At 48.3% G+C, this 15,371-nt stretch carries 9 protein-coding genes and 1 riboswitch; of the genes, 6 read left to right on the top strand and 3 right to left on the bottom strand.

The window, feature by feature from the left end; translation table 11 throughout:
- The first annotated feature begins 31 nt into the window (after positions 1-31).
- Complete coding sequence (locus ACFOET_RS09205; RefSeq protein WP_379021830.1) at positions 32-1,459, top strand: serine hydrolase domain-containing protein; 1,428 nt, start codon at positions 32-34, stop codon at positions 1,457-1,459.
- A 35-nt stretch (positions 1,460-1,494) separates the two neighbouring features.
- Positions 1,495-3,210: a M14 family zinc carboxypeptidase gene (locus tag ACFOET_RS09200; RefSeq protein ID WP_379021828.1), complete on the top strand. Its 1,716-nt coding sequence runs from the start codon at positions 1,495-1,497 to the stop codon at positions 3,208-3,210.
- Here the strand turns inward: ACFOET_RS09200 and ACFOET_RS09195 are convergent.
- Together ACFOET_RS09195 and ACFOET_RS09190 are read right to left on the bottom strand one after the other, a co-directional pair.
- The gene (locus tag ACFOET_RS09195) at positions 3,207-5,762 is read right to left on the bottom strand and encodes an ABC transporter permease (RefSeq protein WP_379021826.1); all 2,556 of its coding nucleotides are present in this window, start codon (positions 5,760-5,762) and stop codon (positions 3,207-3,209) included. The genes ACFOET_RS09200 and ACFOET_RS09195 overlap by 4 nt on opposite strands.
- 2 nt (positions 5,763-5,764) lie before the next feature.
- Positions 5,765-6,460 carry an ABC transporter ATP-binding protein gene (locus ACFOET_RS09190; protein ID WP_379021824.1) on the bottom strand — a complete coding sequence of 232 codons (696 nt, stop codon included), beginning with the start codon at positions 6,458-6,460 and terminating at the stop codon, positions 5,765-5,767.
- A gap of 281 nt (positions 6,461-6,741) precedes the next feature.
- Between ACFOET_RS09190 and ACFOET_RS09185 the strand changes: the two genes are divergently transcribed.
- The gene (locus ACFOET_RS09185; protein ID WP_379021822.1) at positions 6,742-9,522 is read left to right on the top strand and encodes a S9 family peptidase; all 2,781 of its coding nucleotides are present in this window, start codon (positions 6,742-6,744) and stop codon (positions 9,520-9,522) included.
- Positions 9,523-9,781: 259 nt separating this feature from the next.
- Positions 9,782-11,968 carry a glutamine synthetase III family protein gene (locus ACFOET_RS09180; protein WP_379021820.1) on the top strand — a complete coding sequence of 729 codons (2,187 nt, stop codon included), beginning with the start codon at positions 9,782-9,784 and terminating at the stop codon, positions 11,966-11,968.
- A gap of 59 nt (positions 11,969-12,027) precedes the next feature.
- Here ACFOET_RS09180 and ACFOET_RS09175 read toward each other — a convergent pair whose 3' ends face one another.
- Positions 12,028-12,474 carry a DUF2721 domain-containing protein gene (locus tag ACFOET_RS09175; protein ID WP_379021818.1) on the bottom strand — a complete coding sequence of 149 codons (447 nt, stop codon included), beginning with the start codon at positions 12,472-12,474 and terminating at the stop codon, positions 12,028-12,030.
- A gap of 106 nt (positions 12,475-12,580) precedes the next feature.
- A riboswitch (SAM riboswitch) is annotated at positions 12,581-12,695 on the top strand.
- Positions 12,696-12,957: 262 nt separating this feature from the next.
- Here ACFOET_RS09175 and ACFOET_RS09170 point away from each other — a divergent pair.
- Positions 12,958-14,259: an O-acetylhomoserine aminocarboxypropyltransferase/cysteine synthase family protein gene (locus ACFOET_RS09170; protein WP_379021816.1), complete on the top strand. Its 1,302-nt coding sequence runs from the start codon at positions 12,958-12,960 to the stop codon at positions 14,257-14,259.
- A 31-nt stretch (positions 14,260-14,290) separates the two neighbouring features.
- Positions 14,291-15,361: a homoserine O-acetyltransferase family protein gene (locus ACFOET_RS09165; protein WP_379021814.1), complete on the top strand. Its 1,071-nt coding sequence runs from the start codon at positions 14,291-14,293 to the stop codon at positions 15,359-15,361.
- Positions 15,362-15,371 lie beyond the last annotated feature (10 nt).

The raw sequence follows: 15,371 nt of genomic DNA, 5'->3' as shown, positions 1-15,371 counted from the left end.
TTTCACGTAATTTTGCCAGATGTTTGGAATCATGATCAGAATTGTCTGCACCTTAATTATAGTCCCAATATTTTCAGCCACTGCCCAGCAAAACGAGGATGCCAAACGGATCAACCAAGCAGTATTCAATAAAATAGAATATCATTTTAATCTTCAAGAAACAGACTCCATTTATGCACTCACGGGCGCAACTTTCAGGCAGTCGCTGTCATTACAGGCTTTTCAGACTGTTATGTCTCAACAGCTTTATCCCTTGGGACAGATCCAGTCGGCTGAATTGAAAAGTTATGAAAAAGGCATCGGTATCTATAAATTAAATTTCTTAAGCACCCCACTACAGGTTGTTTTGGAACTTGACCGCCTGAACAAGGTTGAAACCTTACTGTTCCAACCGTACGCTGGTGATCCGACTTCGGACAAGCCATCCGATCCTCCGGTAAAAGCGCAGACGTTTGACCGTTACGTCGACTCGGTGGCGCTGTCGTATAGCAGGAAGAAACATACACATGCGCTTGCCGTCGGCATTATCAACGCGGGAAAGACCAGTAGCTACTACTATGGAGAAACAGAAAAAGGAAACAGATCCCTCCCCGACGAGAACACGCTGTTTGAAATCGGCTCCATCACCAAAACGTTTACCGCAACGTTGCTTGCGTACCTAGACCAAACGCAACAACTGCGTCTCAGCGACATCATTACGCAATACCTGCCCGATTCGGTTGCGAAAAATGCAGATCTCCAGCACATCACGTTACTTCAATTGGCTAATCATACCTCCGGGATGCCTCGCATGCCGGCCAATATCGGCAAGACGTCGGCGTCACATCCGCAAGACCCGTATGCAGGTTACACCCGAAAAGATCTGTACGAATACCTAACCTCATATAAAGCAGCGGTACCACCGGATTCATTATACATATACAGCAACATCGGCTTCGGCCTGCTTGGCGACATCCTTACAACCGTCTCTGGGAAATCATACGACGAGATGGTCCAGGAATTCATTTGCAAACCGCTGGGCCTCAAAAACACAACAGAACGGCCCGATCAAAGCAGCCAACAAGTGGCGAAAGTGTATGATGAGAAGGGTGTGGAGACCCCGATATGGACGTTCGATGCGTTTTCCGCCCATGGATCACTTAAATCCACGGTACCTGACCTCATAGCCTACGCAAAAGCTCATTTCAAAATGCCCGAAACCGATTTGGAACATGCGCTTGCACTTACTCGTCAATTCACCTACTTTAACCCGCCTGATACGGACATCGGGTTGGCATGGCACATGAATCTTATGGGAGACGAGTTGGTTTATTGGCACAATGGCGGCACATTTGGAAGCCGCAGTTACATGGCGTTCACTCCAGATAAAAAAATTGCGGTAGTTGTGCTTTCCAACACGGCCGAATCGGTGGATGCCATCGGCGCGTCTATTATGAGAAAAATACTCGACAGTCAGTAATTCCGCTTCTACCCAGTGTGTCGATTCTGTTGCTTATGAAACAGCTTACCTTATTCGCTTTGCTCGCCTATGGCTCGTACGTGATGGCCCAGCGGACAACCTTTGAGCAAGACAGCAATACCACGGCCAGTTACAGTGAAACCATTGCTTTCTATCAGGAGCTCGACAGGCAGTATGCTACCTGCTCCTTACTCACTTGTGGCTACACCGATTCGGGCAATCCGCTCCACCTGTTTGTCATCTCAGCCGATAGACAGTTCGATCCTGAGGCGCTGCACCACAAAAAAAAGCCGGTTATTCTCATAAACAACGGCATTCATCCCGGGGAACCCGAAGGCATCGACGCCTCAATGATGCTAATGCGCGATTTGCTCAGCAAAAACAATATCCCTGAAAACGCCGTTCTATGCGTTATTCCCGTGTACAATATCGGCGGAATGCTGAACAGGGGTACCTCGCGTGCCAATCAGAACGGTCCGGAAGCCTACGGGTTTAGGGGCAATGCGCGCAACCTGGACCTCAACAGGGACTTTATCAAAACGGATTCCCGCAATGCACGTGCGTTTCAGGAAATCTTCCAGACTTGGCAGCCTGACGTTTTCATGGATACACATACAAGCAACGGCGCGGACTACCAATACGTGATGACACTTATCGATACGCAAGTCGATAAGCTGCATCCCGAACTGCAAGACGCTGCCACTTCGTTTACTGCTGAGCTTTACGCGCGCATGGCTAAAAGCGGTTATGAAATGGTGCCATACGTCAACTTTAAAGGGCATTCTCCCGAATCGGGATTGATATCGTTCTTTGAGACTCCCCGTTATTCCACCGGATATGCGGCGCTACATCATACACTTGGCTACATGCCGGAAACCCACATGTGGAAACCTTATCCACAGCGTGTTCGGTCTACCTACGCATTGCTACGACACTTCATTGCGGTAGCTGATGAGCGGGCCATCGACTTATACTGGCGGCGCCAGGCAGCATTGGCACAGTCGAAAACACAGCTGCGTTTTGTATTGACCTGGAAGCTGGATACCACGCAATACGAATACATTACCTTCAAAGGGTACGAATCCGGCGAAAAACCGAGCACCGTTAGCGGCTTCCCTCGGCAGTATTATGACCGCAGTAAACCGTTCTCGAAACAGATCCCGTACTACAATCGGTACACACCCGGTGTGGTGATTGAAAAACCATATGCCTATATCATTCCGCAAGCATGGCATAACGTGGTAGATTTATTGCGGCTCAACGGCGTCGACGTAAACATTTTGGACCGGGATACCCTGCTTACCCTTCAACTGTATTACATTGAGGATTACCAGACTGCATCCACACCTTACGAAGGCCATTACGTGCACACCCATGTAACGCTCCGTCCGGAAATTCAGCAAATTCAATGCTATAGGGGAGATTATATTGTAATTACCGACCAACCCGCCAACCGGTACATCGTAGAGGTGCTGGAACCACAAGCAACCGATTCATACTTCAACTGGAACTTCTTCGACAGCATACTCAGCCGAAAGGAGTACTACTCCGCTTATATTTTCGAAGATGAAGCCGTTAAAATACTGAATGAAAACCGTGAATTGCAAATAGCGTTCAAGCAAGCCAAAGAAAAAAATGAGCAGTTGCGCAATAGCGGAAGGGCACAGTTGGATTGGGTCTATAAACGATCGGTTTACTATGAAAAAACACACTTACGCTATCCGATCGGGAGACTGCTTCAAGTACGCTAAGCTTCCTTCCGCAGGATCTCCAATGGCGGGCGCAGGGTAATTCCCCGGCTGTTGACGAGCCCGATCGATACCGTAAGCGATGCGATGCATAATATGAGCCACAGCAGTAGGGAGACGTCGGGTGAAAACGGTACTTCAAAGGTAAGCACCGCCAGCGCCCAGCTTCCTCCCAGGGCAAGGATCACACCGGTGAAAGCCGCTATTACTCCCAAAAAGAGATACTCAAGTGCTGTGATAACAAGAATCTGACGCCTTGAGGCACCCATCGTGCGGAGCAGTACACTCTCTCTAATACGTTGGTACTTACTGATCATGACGGAAGCAACCAGCACCACAAAACCGGTCAGTATACTGAAGCCTCCCATGAAACGGATAACAAAACCAATCTTCTCAAGGATTTCGTCTAAGACCGACAAGATCAACCCCAGATCAACAATAGAGACGTTGGGGAACTGGCGCACCACTGCCTGCTGCATTCGGGCCGATATCGCTTCATCCGGCACACGGGTCATCAACACATGGAATTGCGGTGCATTGTCAATCACGCCCGACGGGAAAATTAACCTGAAATTGGTCTGCACCCGGTTCCAGTCGACCTCCCGGAAACTGCCGACTTTAGTCGGTATCCGTACTCCCTGTACATTGAATACCAATTCGTCCCCTATTTCTACACGTATACGGCGCGCATAGTCTTCCTCAAGCGAGACGTACGCTGTGTCTCCGTTCGCAGTTTCACCGACCCACTCTCCCGCAGTAATTTTCTCCGAATCGCTGAGCTCCATACGGTAGGTTGTCCGCAGTTCACCGCCCAGTGCCCGCCGTGACACCTGAAGTGTACTGTCTTTCCGTGCATCATCGGAGCTGATACCATTGATAGCCTCCAATTGCACTGTCACAATAGGGACCTCATCGATAACTGGCAGTCCTTGCGCCCTGACCAATTCTGACACAGCTCGTTTCTGCGACGATTGGATATCAAACAGGACCATGTTGGGCTGGTTCTCGCTGGCCGACAACGACACCCGCGCCATCAGCATCCCCTGCACCAACAATAATGTGGCGATGAACGCGGTACCCAACCCGACCGCGACTATTAGGATCACTGTCTGGTTGTTGGGCCGGAAAAGGTTGGATAGCCCCTGCCGCCATAAATAGTTCCATGAAACTGGAAAAAACCGCCTTACCAACCAGATAAGCAGATGAGCTATGCCATACAGTACCGCAGACGCAAGGCCGACCCCTAAGATAAAGGCTAGAGTTTGCGTCATACCATCCAGTTGCCGATAAGCATACACAAATATAAATAACGCAATAAGACCGTATACCACCCAGCTCCACTTGTCTTTGACGGGGCTTGGTCTATCTAATGATAGGCGCAATGTATTCAAGGGAGCAATATTCCGGATGCCAATGAGTGGCAGTAATGCAAACAGCAAAGATATCCATATACCCAACCCAATACCTTGGAAAATAGCATCCCACGAGACTTCACTGCTGATGGTCACAGGCACAAAATCCTTGAATACAATAGGCAAAAGTTGCTGTATCAACGTACCCAGCAACGCTCCCGCCACCGAGCCCATAAACCCGACACCCAGCACCTGTATCAGGTAGATCAGAAATGCCTGCCCTGAACTCGCGCCCAAACAGCGCAAAATCGCAATACTATTTAATTTTTCCTTGATATAAATGTGGATGGCGCTAGACACGCCAACGCAACCTAGCAACAGCGCTACGAATCCTACCAATGATAAAAATTTACTCAGATCGGCGAACGACCGCCCCGTTTCCCGCTTCCGTGAAGCAATGGTTTCATAGCTCATACGCTGCACTTCCAATAAAGAATCCAAGCTTTCGGCAAGTGCATCGGCGTCCATTTTCGGGTTTAAATGGAAGTAATAGTTATAGTTGATCCGGCTGCCCTTTTGATTGAGGCCCGTGGCGCCAAGATAGTGCAGCGGGATGAATACCGCGGGAGCAACCGCTGCCGAAATACCGCTTTGTCCGGGCGCCTGTTCAAGAAGGCCTGCGATTTCAAACGTCACTTCACCGACCTTCACCGAGTCACCCACCTTGGCGTCGAACTGCAACATCAGTGTCTTATCCACCAGTGCCCTGCGGCCCTCCTGAAAGGTGGTACCAGCTGCTTCAGGCGCTGTTTCCAAGCGTCCGTAATAAGGAAACGCGCCACCCAATGCTCGCACCTGTACCAACCGCGTGCCTCCGTTATTCGTGAAAAGTACCATTGATGCAAAGCTCTGTTCTTCGGCATATCCATTGCTCAATGTCCGGACGGAATCGATAATATCCTGCCCTTCCTCACTCAGCTGCCGGTTGCTATGCACCACGAGATCAGCCCCCACTAAAGTGGCTGCTTGGTTATCGATATCTTTCGCTAAGTTGTAGCCGAACGAATAGATAGCGACCAACGCAGCAATACCGACAATAATTGATGAAATGAAAAGGAAAAGTCGTGAACGGTTCCTCCTGCTATCCCGCCACGCCATGCGGAAAACCCAACCTATAGCGATCTTGCCACGACTTACCTGCATTCTTATGACTCCTTAGTTTGTTCCGCCGTATCGGAGATCACGATCCCTCCCTTCATCCGGATGGTGCGCTGCGTCTTAGCAGCCAACTCTAAATCATGGGTTACCAACACTAACGTCGTTCCCGCGTCTTTGTTGAGCGCAAATAGTAAGCTCTCGGTGTGTTCACTCGTTTCGGCATCGAGATTGCCGGTAGGCTCGTCGGCAAACAGGATTTTAGGCGAATTAGAAAATGCGCGTGCAATGGATACCCGTTGCTGCTCACCGCCAGACAATTGCAAGGGATAATGATGGCCACGATCAGCAAGTCCGACTTTGTCGAGCAATTCCATCGCAATAGACCTGACGTTCCGTTCACCGCGTAGCTCCAAAGGGACCATAACATTTTCCAGCGCCGTCAATGTGGGTAGTAACTGGAAGTTCTGGAATACAAAGCCCACATACCGGTTGCGCACCCTGGCCCGTTCGTCTTCATTGAGGTCATTCAGGGTTACCCCGTTTAACACAATGACTCCAGCACTTGCACGGTCCAACCCAGCGCAAAGCCCCAGCAGTGTTGTCTTTCCGCTGCCAGACGGCCCAACGATTGAAACCGTTGAAGCCGTTTCGACCTCGAAACTGATACGCTGTAAAACCGCCAGCGATTTTCCGGCACTCTGATATGTCTTGCCTACGCCTGTCACGCTTAAAATAACTGCCACTTGCTATCCAATTAGTCCAACATTTCGGTAAAATAAACGAATTGACTCCGGAAGAAAAAGTGATATTCGGATTAATCTTCCTGAAACAGAGGGTTTGACCATTTGCCTTGCATATTGTTACAGACTGACCCGCGGTAACTACAACATTAGTATTCATGTAAAAAAGATATTACAGCGAATGGCAATCACAGCTTTTTATACCAATATTGCACAATAAATTCCATTTCACGATGACAACAAAGAGCGTCTTGTTTTTTCTACTGTTTTTTTGCGCTACCTGCGTGGCATCAGCACAAAAAAAATCACTCGACAACAGTGCTTACGACGGCTGGCAAAGCATCAGTGCCTCAGCTATTTCAAAGGACGGGCGCTTTATTTATTATATCATCACCCCTCAGGAGGGCGACTCGGAATTAGTGGTTACCACCGCCCAAAACGAGCAATTAGTACATATCGCACGCGCCACAAACGCCAGCTTCTCTCCGGACGGTAAATTTCTCATCTCGTTTATCAAGCCTTTTTACAGCGAAATAAGGGAGGCAAAAATAAAAAAGAAAAAGCCGGACGAAATGCCGAAAGATTCGCTTGCCATATTCGCATTGGAAACCTCCGAGCTTTATAAAATCCCGCGCGTGAAATCCTATAAATCTCCAGCCGAAGCGGGTGAATACATCGCGTTCATCACCGAACCACCCTCCCTGAAAGACAGCACTGCAGCGGATTCTAACGAAGCAAAAAGGTCCGTTCGTAAAAAACCACAGCCAACATTGCATGTCCGTCATCTGACAAGCAGTGAGGAAATCACGTTCGAACGGGTAGACTCCTATTTTTTCAGCGACAATGGAAAAACACTTGTATATATACGCACGCCAGAAGAAAAAGACAGCATATTTGCGGATGCGGGTTTGTATCACCTCAATTTACCAACTTTGGAGTCGAAGCAAATCAGCCGCGGAAAAGGCGAATATAAAAATATAGCGTTTGATAAAACGGCCTCGCAGTTGGCGTTCACAGCAGACAAGAGCCACGAGAAATCGCTTCAGAAGAACTACAACCTCTATTACTATACACCCGGGCAGGATAGTGCAATTATTATCGCCCACAGCGCCACAGCGGGCATTCCGACAGGCTGGGAAGTCAGCAGAGCCGGCGAAGTGCGATTCAGTAAAAGCGGCGAAAAGCTCTATTTCAACATCGCCCCTACCCCACGAGTGAAAGACACTACCCTGGTTGAATTCGAGCACGCCAACGTCGACATCTGGCATTGGAAAGACGATTACCTGCAAACCCAGCAGTTGGTCAATCTGAAGAGAGAGCAAAGCAGAAGTTACCTTGCCGTTACCTATCCTGCAAAAGGACGGAAAGTGATATCCTTGGCAGACGAACAAGTGCCGTATACCCGGATCTCCGAAGACGCAGACAATGAGTTCGTACTTGCCACGACCGATGTGGGCAGACGCATAGAAACGCAGTGGCAAACCGGAGCATTCCAAGATATTTACCTCGTTTCCACGTTGAGCGGCACTCGCAAGAAAATAGCAGAGAATATCAGGGGTAGCATCAGCCTCTCGCCTACCGGCAACTACGCTATCTGGTTCAACCGTTCCGATAGCAATTGGTACAGTCATGACATTCGGCAAGACAAAACGGTACTGTTAAACACGGATTTGCCCGTAAGCTTCGCAGACGAGGACAATGATGTGCCCGATGCACCTAACGGATACGGAATAGCCGGATGGAGCGAAGGTGACGAGGAGGTGTTGATCAACGACAAATACGATATCTGGGCATTCCGGGTCGATGGAACCGGACGGCGACTGATCACCAACGGTGCCGGACGAAGTAACAAGATCACGTTCCGGTACCGGGACCTGACCGAAGATAACGGAAGGATGTTCCGGCGTGCCGGTGGCCCGACAGTCATCGACACCAAAAAACCAACGATTCTCTCGGCATTCAACCACATCTCAAAGGAAAGCGGATGGTATACAACACTTGGTCGGAACAACCGCGACCCAAAGGAAATCACCATGGGCCCCTACCGCTATGGACAAGTCAAACGCGCCGAGGACGTCGACCAGTATATCTATACGAAGGAGAATTATGCGTCTTCTCCTGACTTATACCTATCCAAAGATCTTTTGGAAGAAACCAAACTCAGCAGCATTAATCCTCAGCAACAGCAGTATAACTGGGGTACCGCTGAATTGATTAGGTGGACTACGCCTAAAGGCTATGCGGCGGAAGGCATCCTCTATAAGCCTGAGGATTTCGATCCCAATAAAAAGTATCCGGTAATCGCCTATTTCTATGAAACTTTGTCCGACGGGCTCTATAACTATGTTCCGCCGACGCCCACCCCGTCTCGCTTGAATATCAGCTTTTTTGTCAGTAACGGCTACATTGTCCTCGCGCCGGACATTCGCTACGAAATCGGGTATCCGGGCCGCTCCGCCGAAGAATATGTCAATTCAGGTATGGAGGAGTTGAAAAAACAACCGTGGGTAGACAGCGGCAAACTGGCAATACAGGGCCAAAGCTGGGGTGGCTACCAGGTGGCTCACTTAATTACCCGTACGGATATGTATGCTGCTGCCTGGGCGGGTGCGCCTGTTGTGAACATGACGTCGGCATACGGTGGTATCCGTTGGGAAAGCGGCATGAACAGGCAGTTCCAATATGAACACACCCAAAGCCGAATTGGCGCGACGTTGTGGGAGAAACCCGAGCTGTATATTGAAAACTCGCCGCTCTTCCATTTACCCAATGTTTCTACCCCGGTAGTCATCATGCATAACGACGAAGATGGGGCAGTGCCTTGGTACCAGGGAATAGAAATGTTTACTGCGTTGAGGCGCTTGCAAAAACCCGTTTGGTTACTTAACTACAACGGGGAAGCTCATAACCTCGTGCAGCGTCAAAACCGTAAAGATATCCAACGCAGGCAATTGGAGTTTTTTGATCACTTCCTCAAAGGGAAATCTGCTGCCCCGTGGATAGAGAACGGAGTTCCCGCTATATTAAAAGGCATTGACTGGGGTTTCGGCGACCAAAACAACTAGCTAAAGCGGCGATCTACCTCTTACTGACACCGCTATTGACCGATATTTTGGGCTCGACAGCGGCTATTCCTCAGTTAAGACGCCGTATATTGACACAAAAACCGCAGCAACTAAACAAAAAAACAAATATTTATTACTATCTGCGCTGTAAAAATTTACATTTTCAATAAAAAACCGAGGAAATGTCATTTTTTTTTTCGAATATTGAACCGCAAATAAAACAACATCAACAACGCATCAACAAATAATTAGAAAATAAATGTCAGGTTTAAGATTTAAGGCAGTTGAAACTGCCATATCGCGATTAAACAACAACAAAACCCACGAGACGATCAAACCTTCATCCTACTATTGCAAAAATGTGTTTACAACAGCTAAGATGAAGGAATATCTTCCTAAAAACGCTTATGCTGAATTGATTGAGACCATAGATGAGGGCAAAGCGATCAGCCTCGATCTTGCAGAACACATTTCACAGGCCATGAAAAGTTGGGCGATCAGCAACGGAGTAACCCATTACACCCATTGGTTTCAACCGCTCACAGGCGCCACGGCAGAAAAACATGATGCGTTTTTCGAACCCCTTCCTGACGGTTCAGCTATCGATAAGTTTACGGCAAGCGCACTGGTGCAGCAGGAGCCTGACGCTTCGAGCTTCCCCAGTGGCGGTATCCGGAATACCTTCGAAGCACGTGGTTATACTGGATGGGACCCGTCCTCCCCCGCGTTTATTTATGAAACCGGGGGCAGTAAAACGCTTTGCATCCCTACTATTTTTGTCTCGTACACAGGTGAGGCGCTAGATTACAAAGCGCCTTTACTAAAGGCTGTTAATGCCTTAGATAAGGCTGCAGTTGAAGTGGCAAATTTCTTCGACAAATCCGTCACGAAAGTATTCGCTTCACTTGGTATCGAACAGGAATATTTTTTGGTCGACTTGGCACTGTTCAACGCACGACCCGACTTGCAGCTTACCGGCCGCACCCTATTCGGACACATGTCGGCTAAAGGCCAGCAACTAGAAGATCATTATTTTGGTGCGATCCCGGAGCGGGTATTAGCGTTTATGGTTGACTTAGAACAGGAAGCCCTGAAGCTGGGCATCCCATTGAAAACTCGCCATAACGAGGTAGCCCCCTCACAATTTGAGTGCGCACCTATGTTTGAGGAAATCAACTTGGCTATTGACCATAATCAGCTGTTGCTCAATGTGATGGAGCAAGTGGCGCTTCGGCATAAATTCAAAGTGTTGATTCACGAAAAGCCTTATGCAGAGATCAACGGTTCGGGCAAACATAACAACTGGTCAATGATCACAAACACCGGGGTAAACTTACTTTCTCCTGGAAAAACTCCGAAGAATAACCTAATGTTTCTGTCATTCTTCGTAAATGTTATAAAAGCGGTACACGACCATGCTGATCTGTTGCGCGCCTCAATTGCCAGTGCGGCAAATGACCACCGACTGGGAGCCAACGAAGCGCCGCCTGCGATCATCTCCATCTTTCTTGGAAGCCAACTGAACGCGGTGCTGGACGAAGTGGAAACGGCAAGAATAGCCAAGAAAGTGAAGAATGAGGCTCTTCTGTGGCATGGCATTCCTAAAATTCCGGAGCTACACCTGGACAACACCGATCGGAACAGGACATCGCCATTCGCATTTACCGGAAATAAATTCGAATTCAGGGCCGTCGGTTCCTCCGCGAACAGCGCCAGCCCGATGACGGTGCTCAGCGCGATTGTGGCCAACCAATTAACGGAATTCAAGTTGGAAGTCGACAAGCAGATCAAAAAGGGCACGAAAAAAGACCTGGCTTTGCTCAATGTGGTACGAAAATACATCAAAGAATCTAAAGCCATCCGATTCGAAGGCAACGGATATAGCAAGGAGTGGGAAGAGGAAGCACACAAGCGCGGCCTTTCCAACATCAAAACCACACCTAAAGCTTTGGATGTTTATATAGACGAAAAAACCATAACGTTATTTGAAAAGCTCAGTATTCTGAGCAAACGTGAAAGCGAAGCCCGCCATGAGATCTTGTTGGAAAATTACTATAAGAAAATCCAGATTGAAGCTCGTGTTATCGGGGAAATTGTTAGCAGTTTAATAGGACCTGCCGCCTTTAGTTACCAAAACGATTTGATTGCCAATGTTAGGGGACTTAAGGAACTGGGCTTCGAAACAGATGCTTACGGATCGCAATCCAACCTTATCGAACGCATTTCCAAGCATATAAACACCATTCTCCTCGACGCAGAGGCGATGCGGCAAGAGCGCAAAAAAGCCAATGTACTTGAAGATGTCCGCGATAAAGCTATCGCATACGATGAAAAAGTTAAACCATATTTTGACAAAATCCGGTATCACCTCAACAAATTAGAACAGATCGTCGACGATCGCAAATGGCCGCTACCCAAATTGCGTGAGCTCCTGTTCGTAAGATAAACTTACCTTCCGCTAAACTTAAATTTCGTGGCCCCGGATACCGGGGCCACTTTTTATATTTATTTACGCTTATCGAGCTTCTTCTTGATATAGCCTACCAACGAAGATTCATCGCTCTGCTCCATATCGCTTAGCTCCAACTCCAGTGCCTTGTTACTCACTTGTATCTCGAGCAAGGAAATTATCAGCGAAACCGCAAAAAAAAGTAAACTGAGTGCGAACGTCAGCTCCGTAAGAAAATCATGCTCCACATAGATGCAATACATGCATAAAATACAGGTTACAAAACTCAGCACCCCCATGGCCTGCATATGACGGATCAATTTGAGTCGGTAACGGAGATTTCTGATTTGCCCATGTAAAACACCGCTCTTATTATGTTCAAGGTATTTGGCGTGCAAGCTCCTGACGAGCGCAGCCAGCGCCAAAAAACGGTTGGTATAAGCCAACATTATCAAACTGATGGCAGGAAAAAGTAATGCCGCGGTATTGAACGTAATCTTCATGGAACAAAAAAATCAAAAAAACTTTGCACAAGCAAATTGCAGCAACTATATTTGCACCCGTTGTGTGCATAACACACACAAATCAATACCTCGTCAAAAAGGTCTTGGTTTATAAAGAAGTGGCGAGAGACTGGCTCAATGACCCACTGGCAACCATCCGCAATCGGTGGAAAAGGTGCCAATTCCTGTCCCGACCAACGCCGGTCGGGAGCATATAAATTGATAAGACAATGAACACTACTTATTCATCAAGCAGCAATCATCGTTCCTACTTCGGAAGGTCGAAGCATTCTTACATGCTATGCATAACTACCACCCAGCGTATGCGAATGCGTGACAGGATGATGTGCATGCACTGTTGCAACTAAATCTCACATCATACGATTGATGTATGACTAGATGCCATTGGCTTCGGCCGCCTTATTGCGGCATCACGCTAACATAGAACATTTAACAAGAACATTAATAAAAAATCAATTAATCATGGCTAATCATCTAAAATTTGAAACCCTGCAAGTACATGCTGGGCAGGAAGTTGATCCAACAACTGGCTCACGGGCCGTACCCATTTATCAAACGACTTCGTATGTATTCAACAATGCCGAACACGGTGCTAATCTGTTCGCGTTGAAAGAATTCGGCAATATATACACGCGGATCATGAACCCCACCACGGATGTCTTCGAAAAGCGCATCGCAGCACTGGAAGGCGGCGTTGCAGCGTTGGCGGTGGCTTCGGGACAGGCGGCGCAGTTTATCGCGCTTACCAACATACTTGAAAGCGGGGACAATTTTGTCAGTGGCGCCAACCTTTATGGCGGCACTTTTAACCAGTTTAAGGTATCATTCAAGCGACTGGGCATTGAAGCGCGATTGGCAAAAGACGACTCCCCAGAGAATATTGAGGTCCTCATCGATGACAAAACCAAAGCCATATACGTCGAAACAATCGGAAACCCCAGCTACAGCATACCGGATTTCGAGCGGATTGCAGGTATCGCACAAAAATACGACCTTCCGCTAATTGTGGACAATACGTTTGGCGCAGCCGGATACCTCTTCAAGCCACTGGAACATGGTGCCCACGTGGTTGTCGAGTCGGCCACCAAGTGGATTGGCGGTCATGGCACCAGCATTGGCGGTGTAATCGTGGATGGAGGCAATTACAACTGGGGTAACGGCAAATTCAGACAGTTCAGTGAACCATCGGAGGGCTACCACGGTTTGATATTCAGCGAGGTGTTCGGGGCAAACGGCCCATTTGGCAACATCCAATTTGCAATCCGGGCGCGTGTAGAAGGGCTACGGGACTTTGGCCCCGCTCTGTCTCCATTCAACGCTTTCCTTTTGCTACAAGGCTTGGAAACCCTCTCCCTGCGCGTGCAACGCCATGTGGATAATGCCTTGGAGCTAGCGCGTTGGCTCGAAAGCCATCCACAGGTCGAAAAAGTCAGCTATCCGGGCCTAAAAACCCATCCGTATCATGGAAACGCGCAAAAATACCTCAAAAACGGCTTCGGCAGCGTGCTGTCATTCGTAATTAAAGGAGGTGCTGAAAAAGCAAACGCATTCATTGACGCGCTGCAATTGGTAAGCCATTTGGCTAACGTCGGCGACGCAAAAACGCTCATCATACATCCGGCCGCCACTACCCATCAACAGTTAAGTGAGGCGGACAAGCAAAATGCCGGTGTGTTCCCGGGATTATTGCGGATTTCGGCCGGCATCGAGCACATCGACGATATTAAAGCCGATCTGCAACAGGCTTTTGATAAGGTCAAGTAACACCGATCCCGGCCACCAAACAACAAACGACATGGGTATACATACATTTCACTATCAAAAAACATTCAAGCTTGAAAGTGGAAGACGCATCAAACATCTCGAAATTTGCTATCATACCTATGGCAAGCTGAATACAAAGAAAGATAATGTAATATGGGTTTCCCACGCACTTACCGCTAGTTCCGATGTTTTTGAATGGTGGCCGGGATTGTTTGGGGAGCATGATCTCTTTAACCCACGGGAACATTTCATCGTGTGCGCAAACATGATCGGATCTCCCTATGGAAGCACAAATCCAACCAGTATCAATCCGGTGACCGGACAACCATATTATCTGTCTTTCCCGCAGTTTACCGTACGGGACGTGGTGGCTGCCCATCGGCTGTTGGCAGACCACTTAGGTGTTGATAAGGTGTCGGTCGCTATTGGTGGATCGCTCGGCGGACAACAGATGCTGGAATGGGCTGTTACCGACCCGGAGCGCTTCGATCGCCTGGTATTGATTGCGACGAACGCTTCCCATTCACCCTGGGGCATCGCGTTCAACGAAAGTCAGCGAATGGCGATCGCTACCGACCGGACGTTTTACGCCAACAAGCCGAATGGAGGCGACAAAGGACTTAAGGTCGCACGCAGTATCGCATTACTTTCTTATCGCGGTTATGATACCTATGGCGTTACTCAATTGGAGACCTCGAACGAAAAACTGGATGATTTCAAGGCATCGTCATACCAGAATTACCAAGGTGAAAAGCTGATGAAGCGATTCAACGCTTACAGTTATTGGTATCTCAGCAAAGCCATGGACAGCCATAACGTAGGGCGTGGCCGTCCCGGCATACCGGAAGCCCTCAGTCTGGTAAAAGCCAAAACGTTGGCAATCGGCGTCAACACCGATTTGTTATTTCCCTCGGCAGAGCAAAAGTACCTGGCTCATCACATTCCTAATGCGTGCTACAAAGAAATCAGCTCACTTTACGGGCACGACGGTTTCCTTATTGAAACCAAACGCATTGCAGCGGAAATCAGCAGTTTTTTTAGCAGTTTTTTTAATAATCACGGTAAATCAGAACGTAAGCCTACCTATCAACAGGCAGGATAATAATCAGCTT

This window comes from Parapedobacter deserti, assembly GCF_042646065.1.
GTDB classification, from domain to species: Bacteria; Bacteroidota; Bacteroidia; order Sphingobacteriales; family Sphingobacteriaceae; genus Parapedobacter; species Parapedobacter deserti.
Note: the sequence above shows the minus strand (reverse complement) of the source record. Positions and strands in the feature narration are given on the sequence as shown.

What these genes read in the sequence shown, in the direction of transcription:
- ACFOET_RS09175 (WP_379021818.1), bottom strand. Translation starts at nt 12,474, where the DNA reads ATGAAGATTACGTTCAATACCGCGGCATTACTTTTTCCTGCCATCAGT.
- ACFOET_RS09200 (WP_379021828.1), top strand. Translation starts at nt 1,495, where the DNA reads ATGAAACAGCTTACCTTATTCGCTTTGCTCGCCTATGGCTCGTACGTG.
- ACFOET_RS09165 (WP_379021814.1), top strand. Translation starts at nt 14,291, where the DNA reads ATGGGTATACATACATTTCACTATCAAAAAACATTCAAGCTTGAAAGT.
- ACFOET_RS09205 (WP_379021830.1), top strand. Translation starts at nt 32, where the DNA reads ATGATCAGAATTGTCTGCACCTTAATTATAGTCCCAATATTTTCAGCC.
- ACFOET_RS09180 (WP_379021820.1), top strand. Translation starts at nt 9,782, where the DNA reads ATGTCAGGTTTAAGATTTAAGGCAGTTGAAACTGCCATATCGCGATTA.
- ACFOET_RS09170 (WP_379021816.1), top strand. Translation starts at nt 12,958, where the DNA reads ATGGCTAATCATCTAAAATTTGAAACCCTGCAAGTACATGCTGGGCAG.
- ACFOET_RS09195 (WP_379021826.1), bottom strand. Translation starts at nt 5,762, where the DNA reads ATGCAGGTAAGTCGTGGCAAGATCGCTATAGGTTGGGTTTTCCGCATG.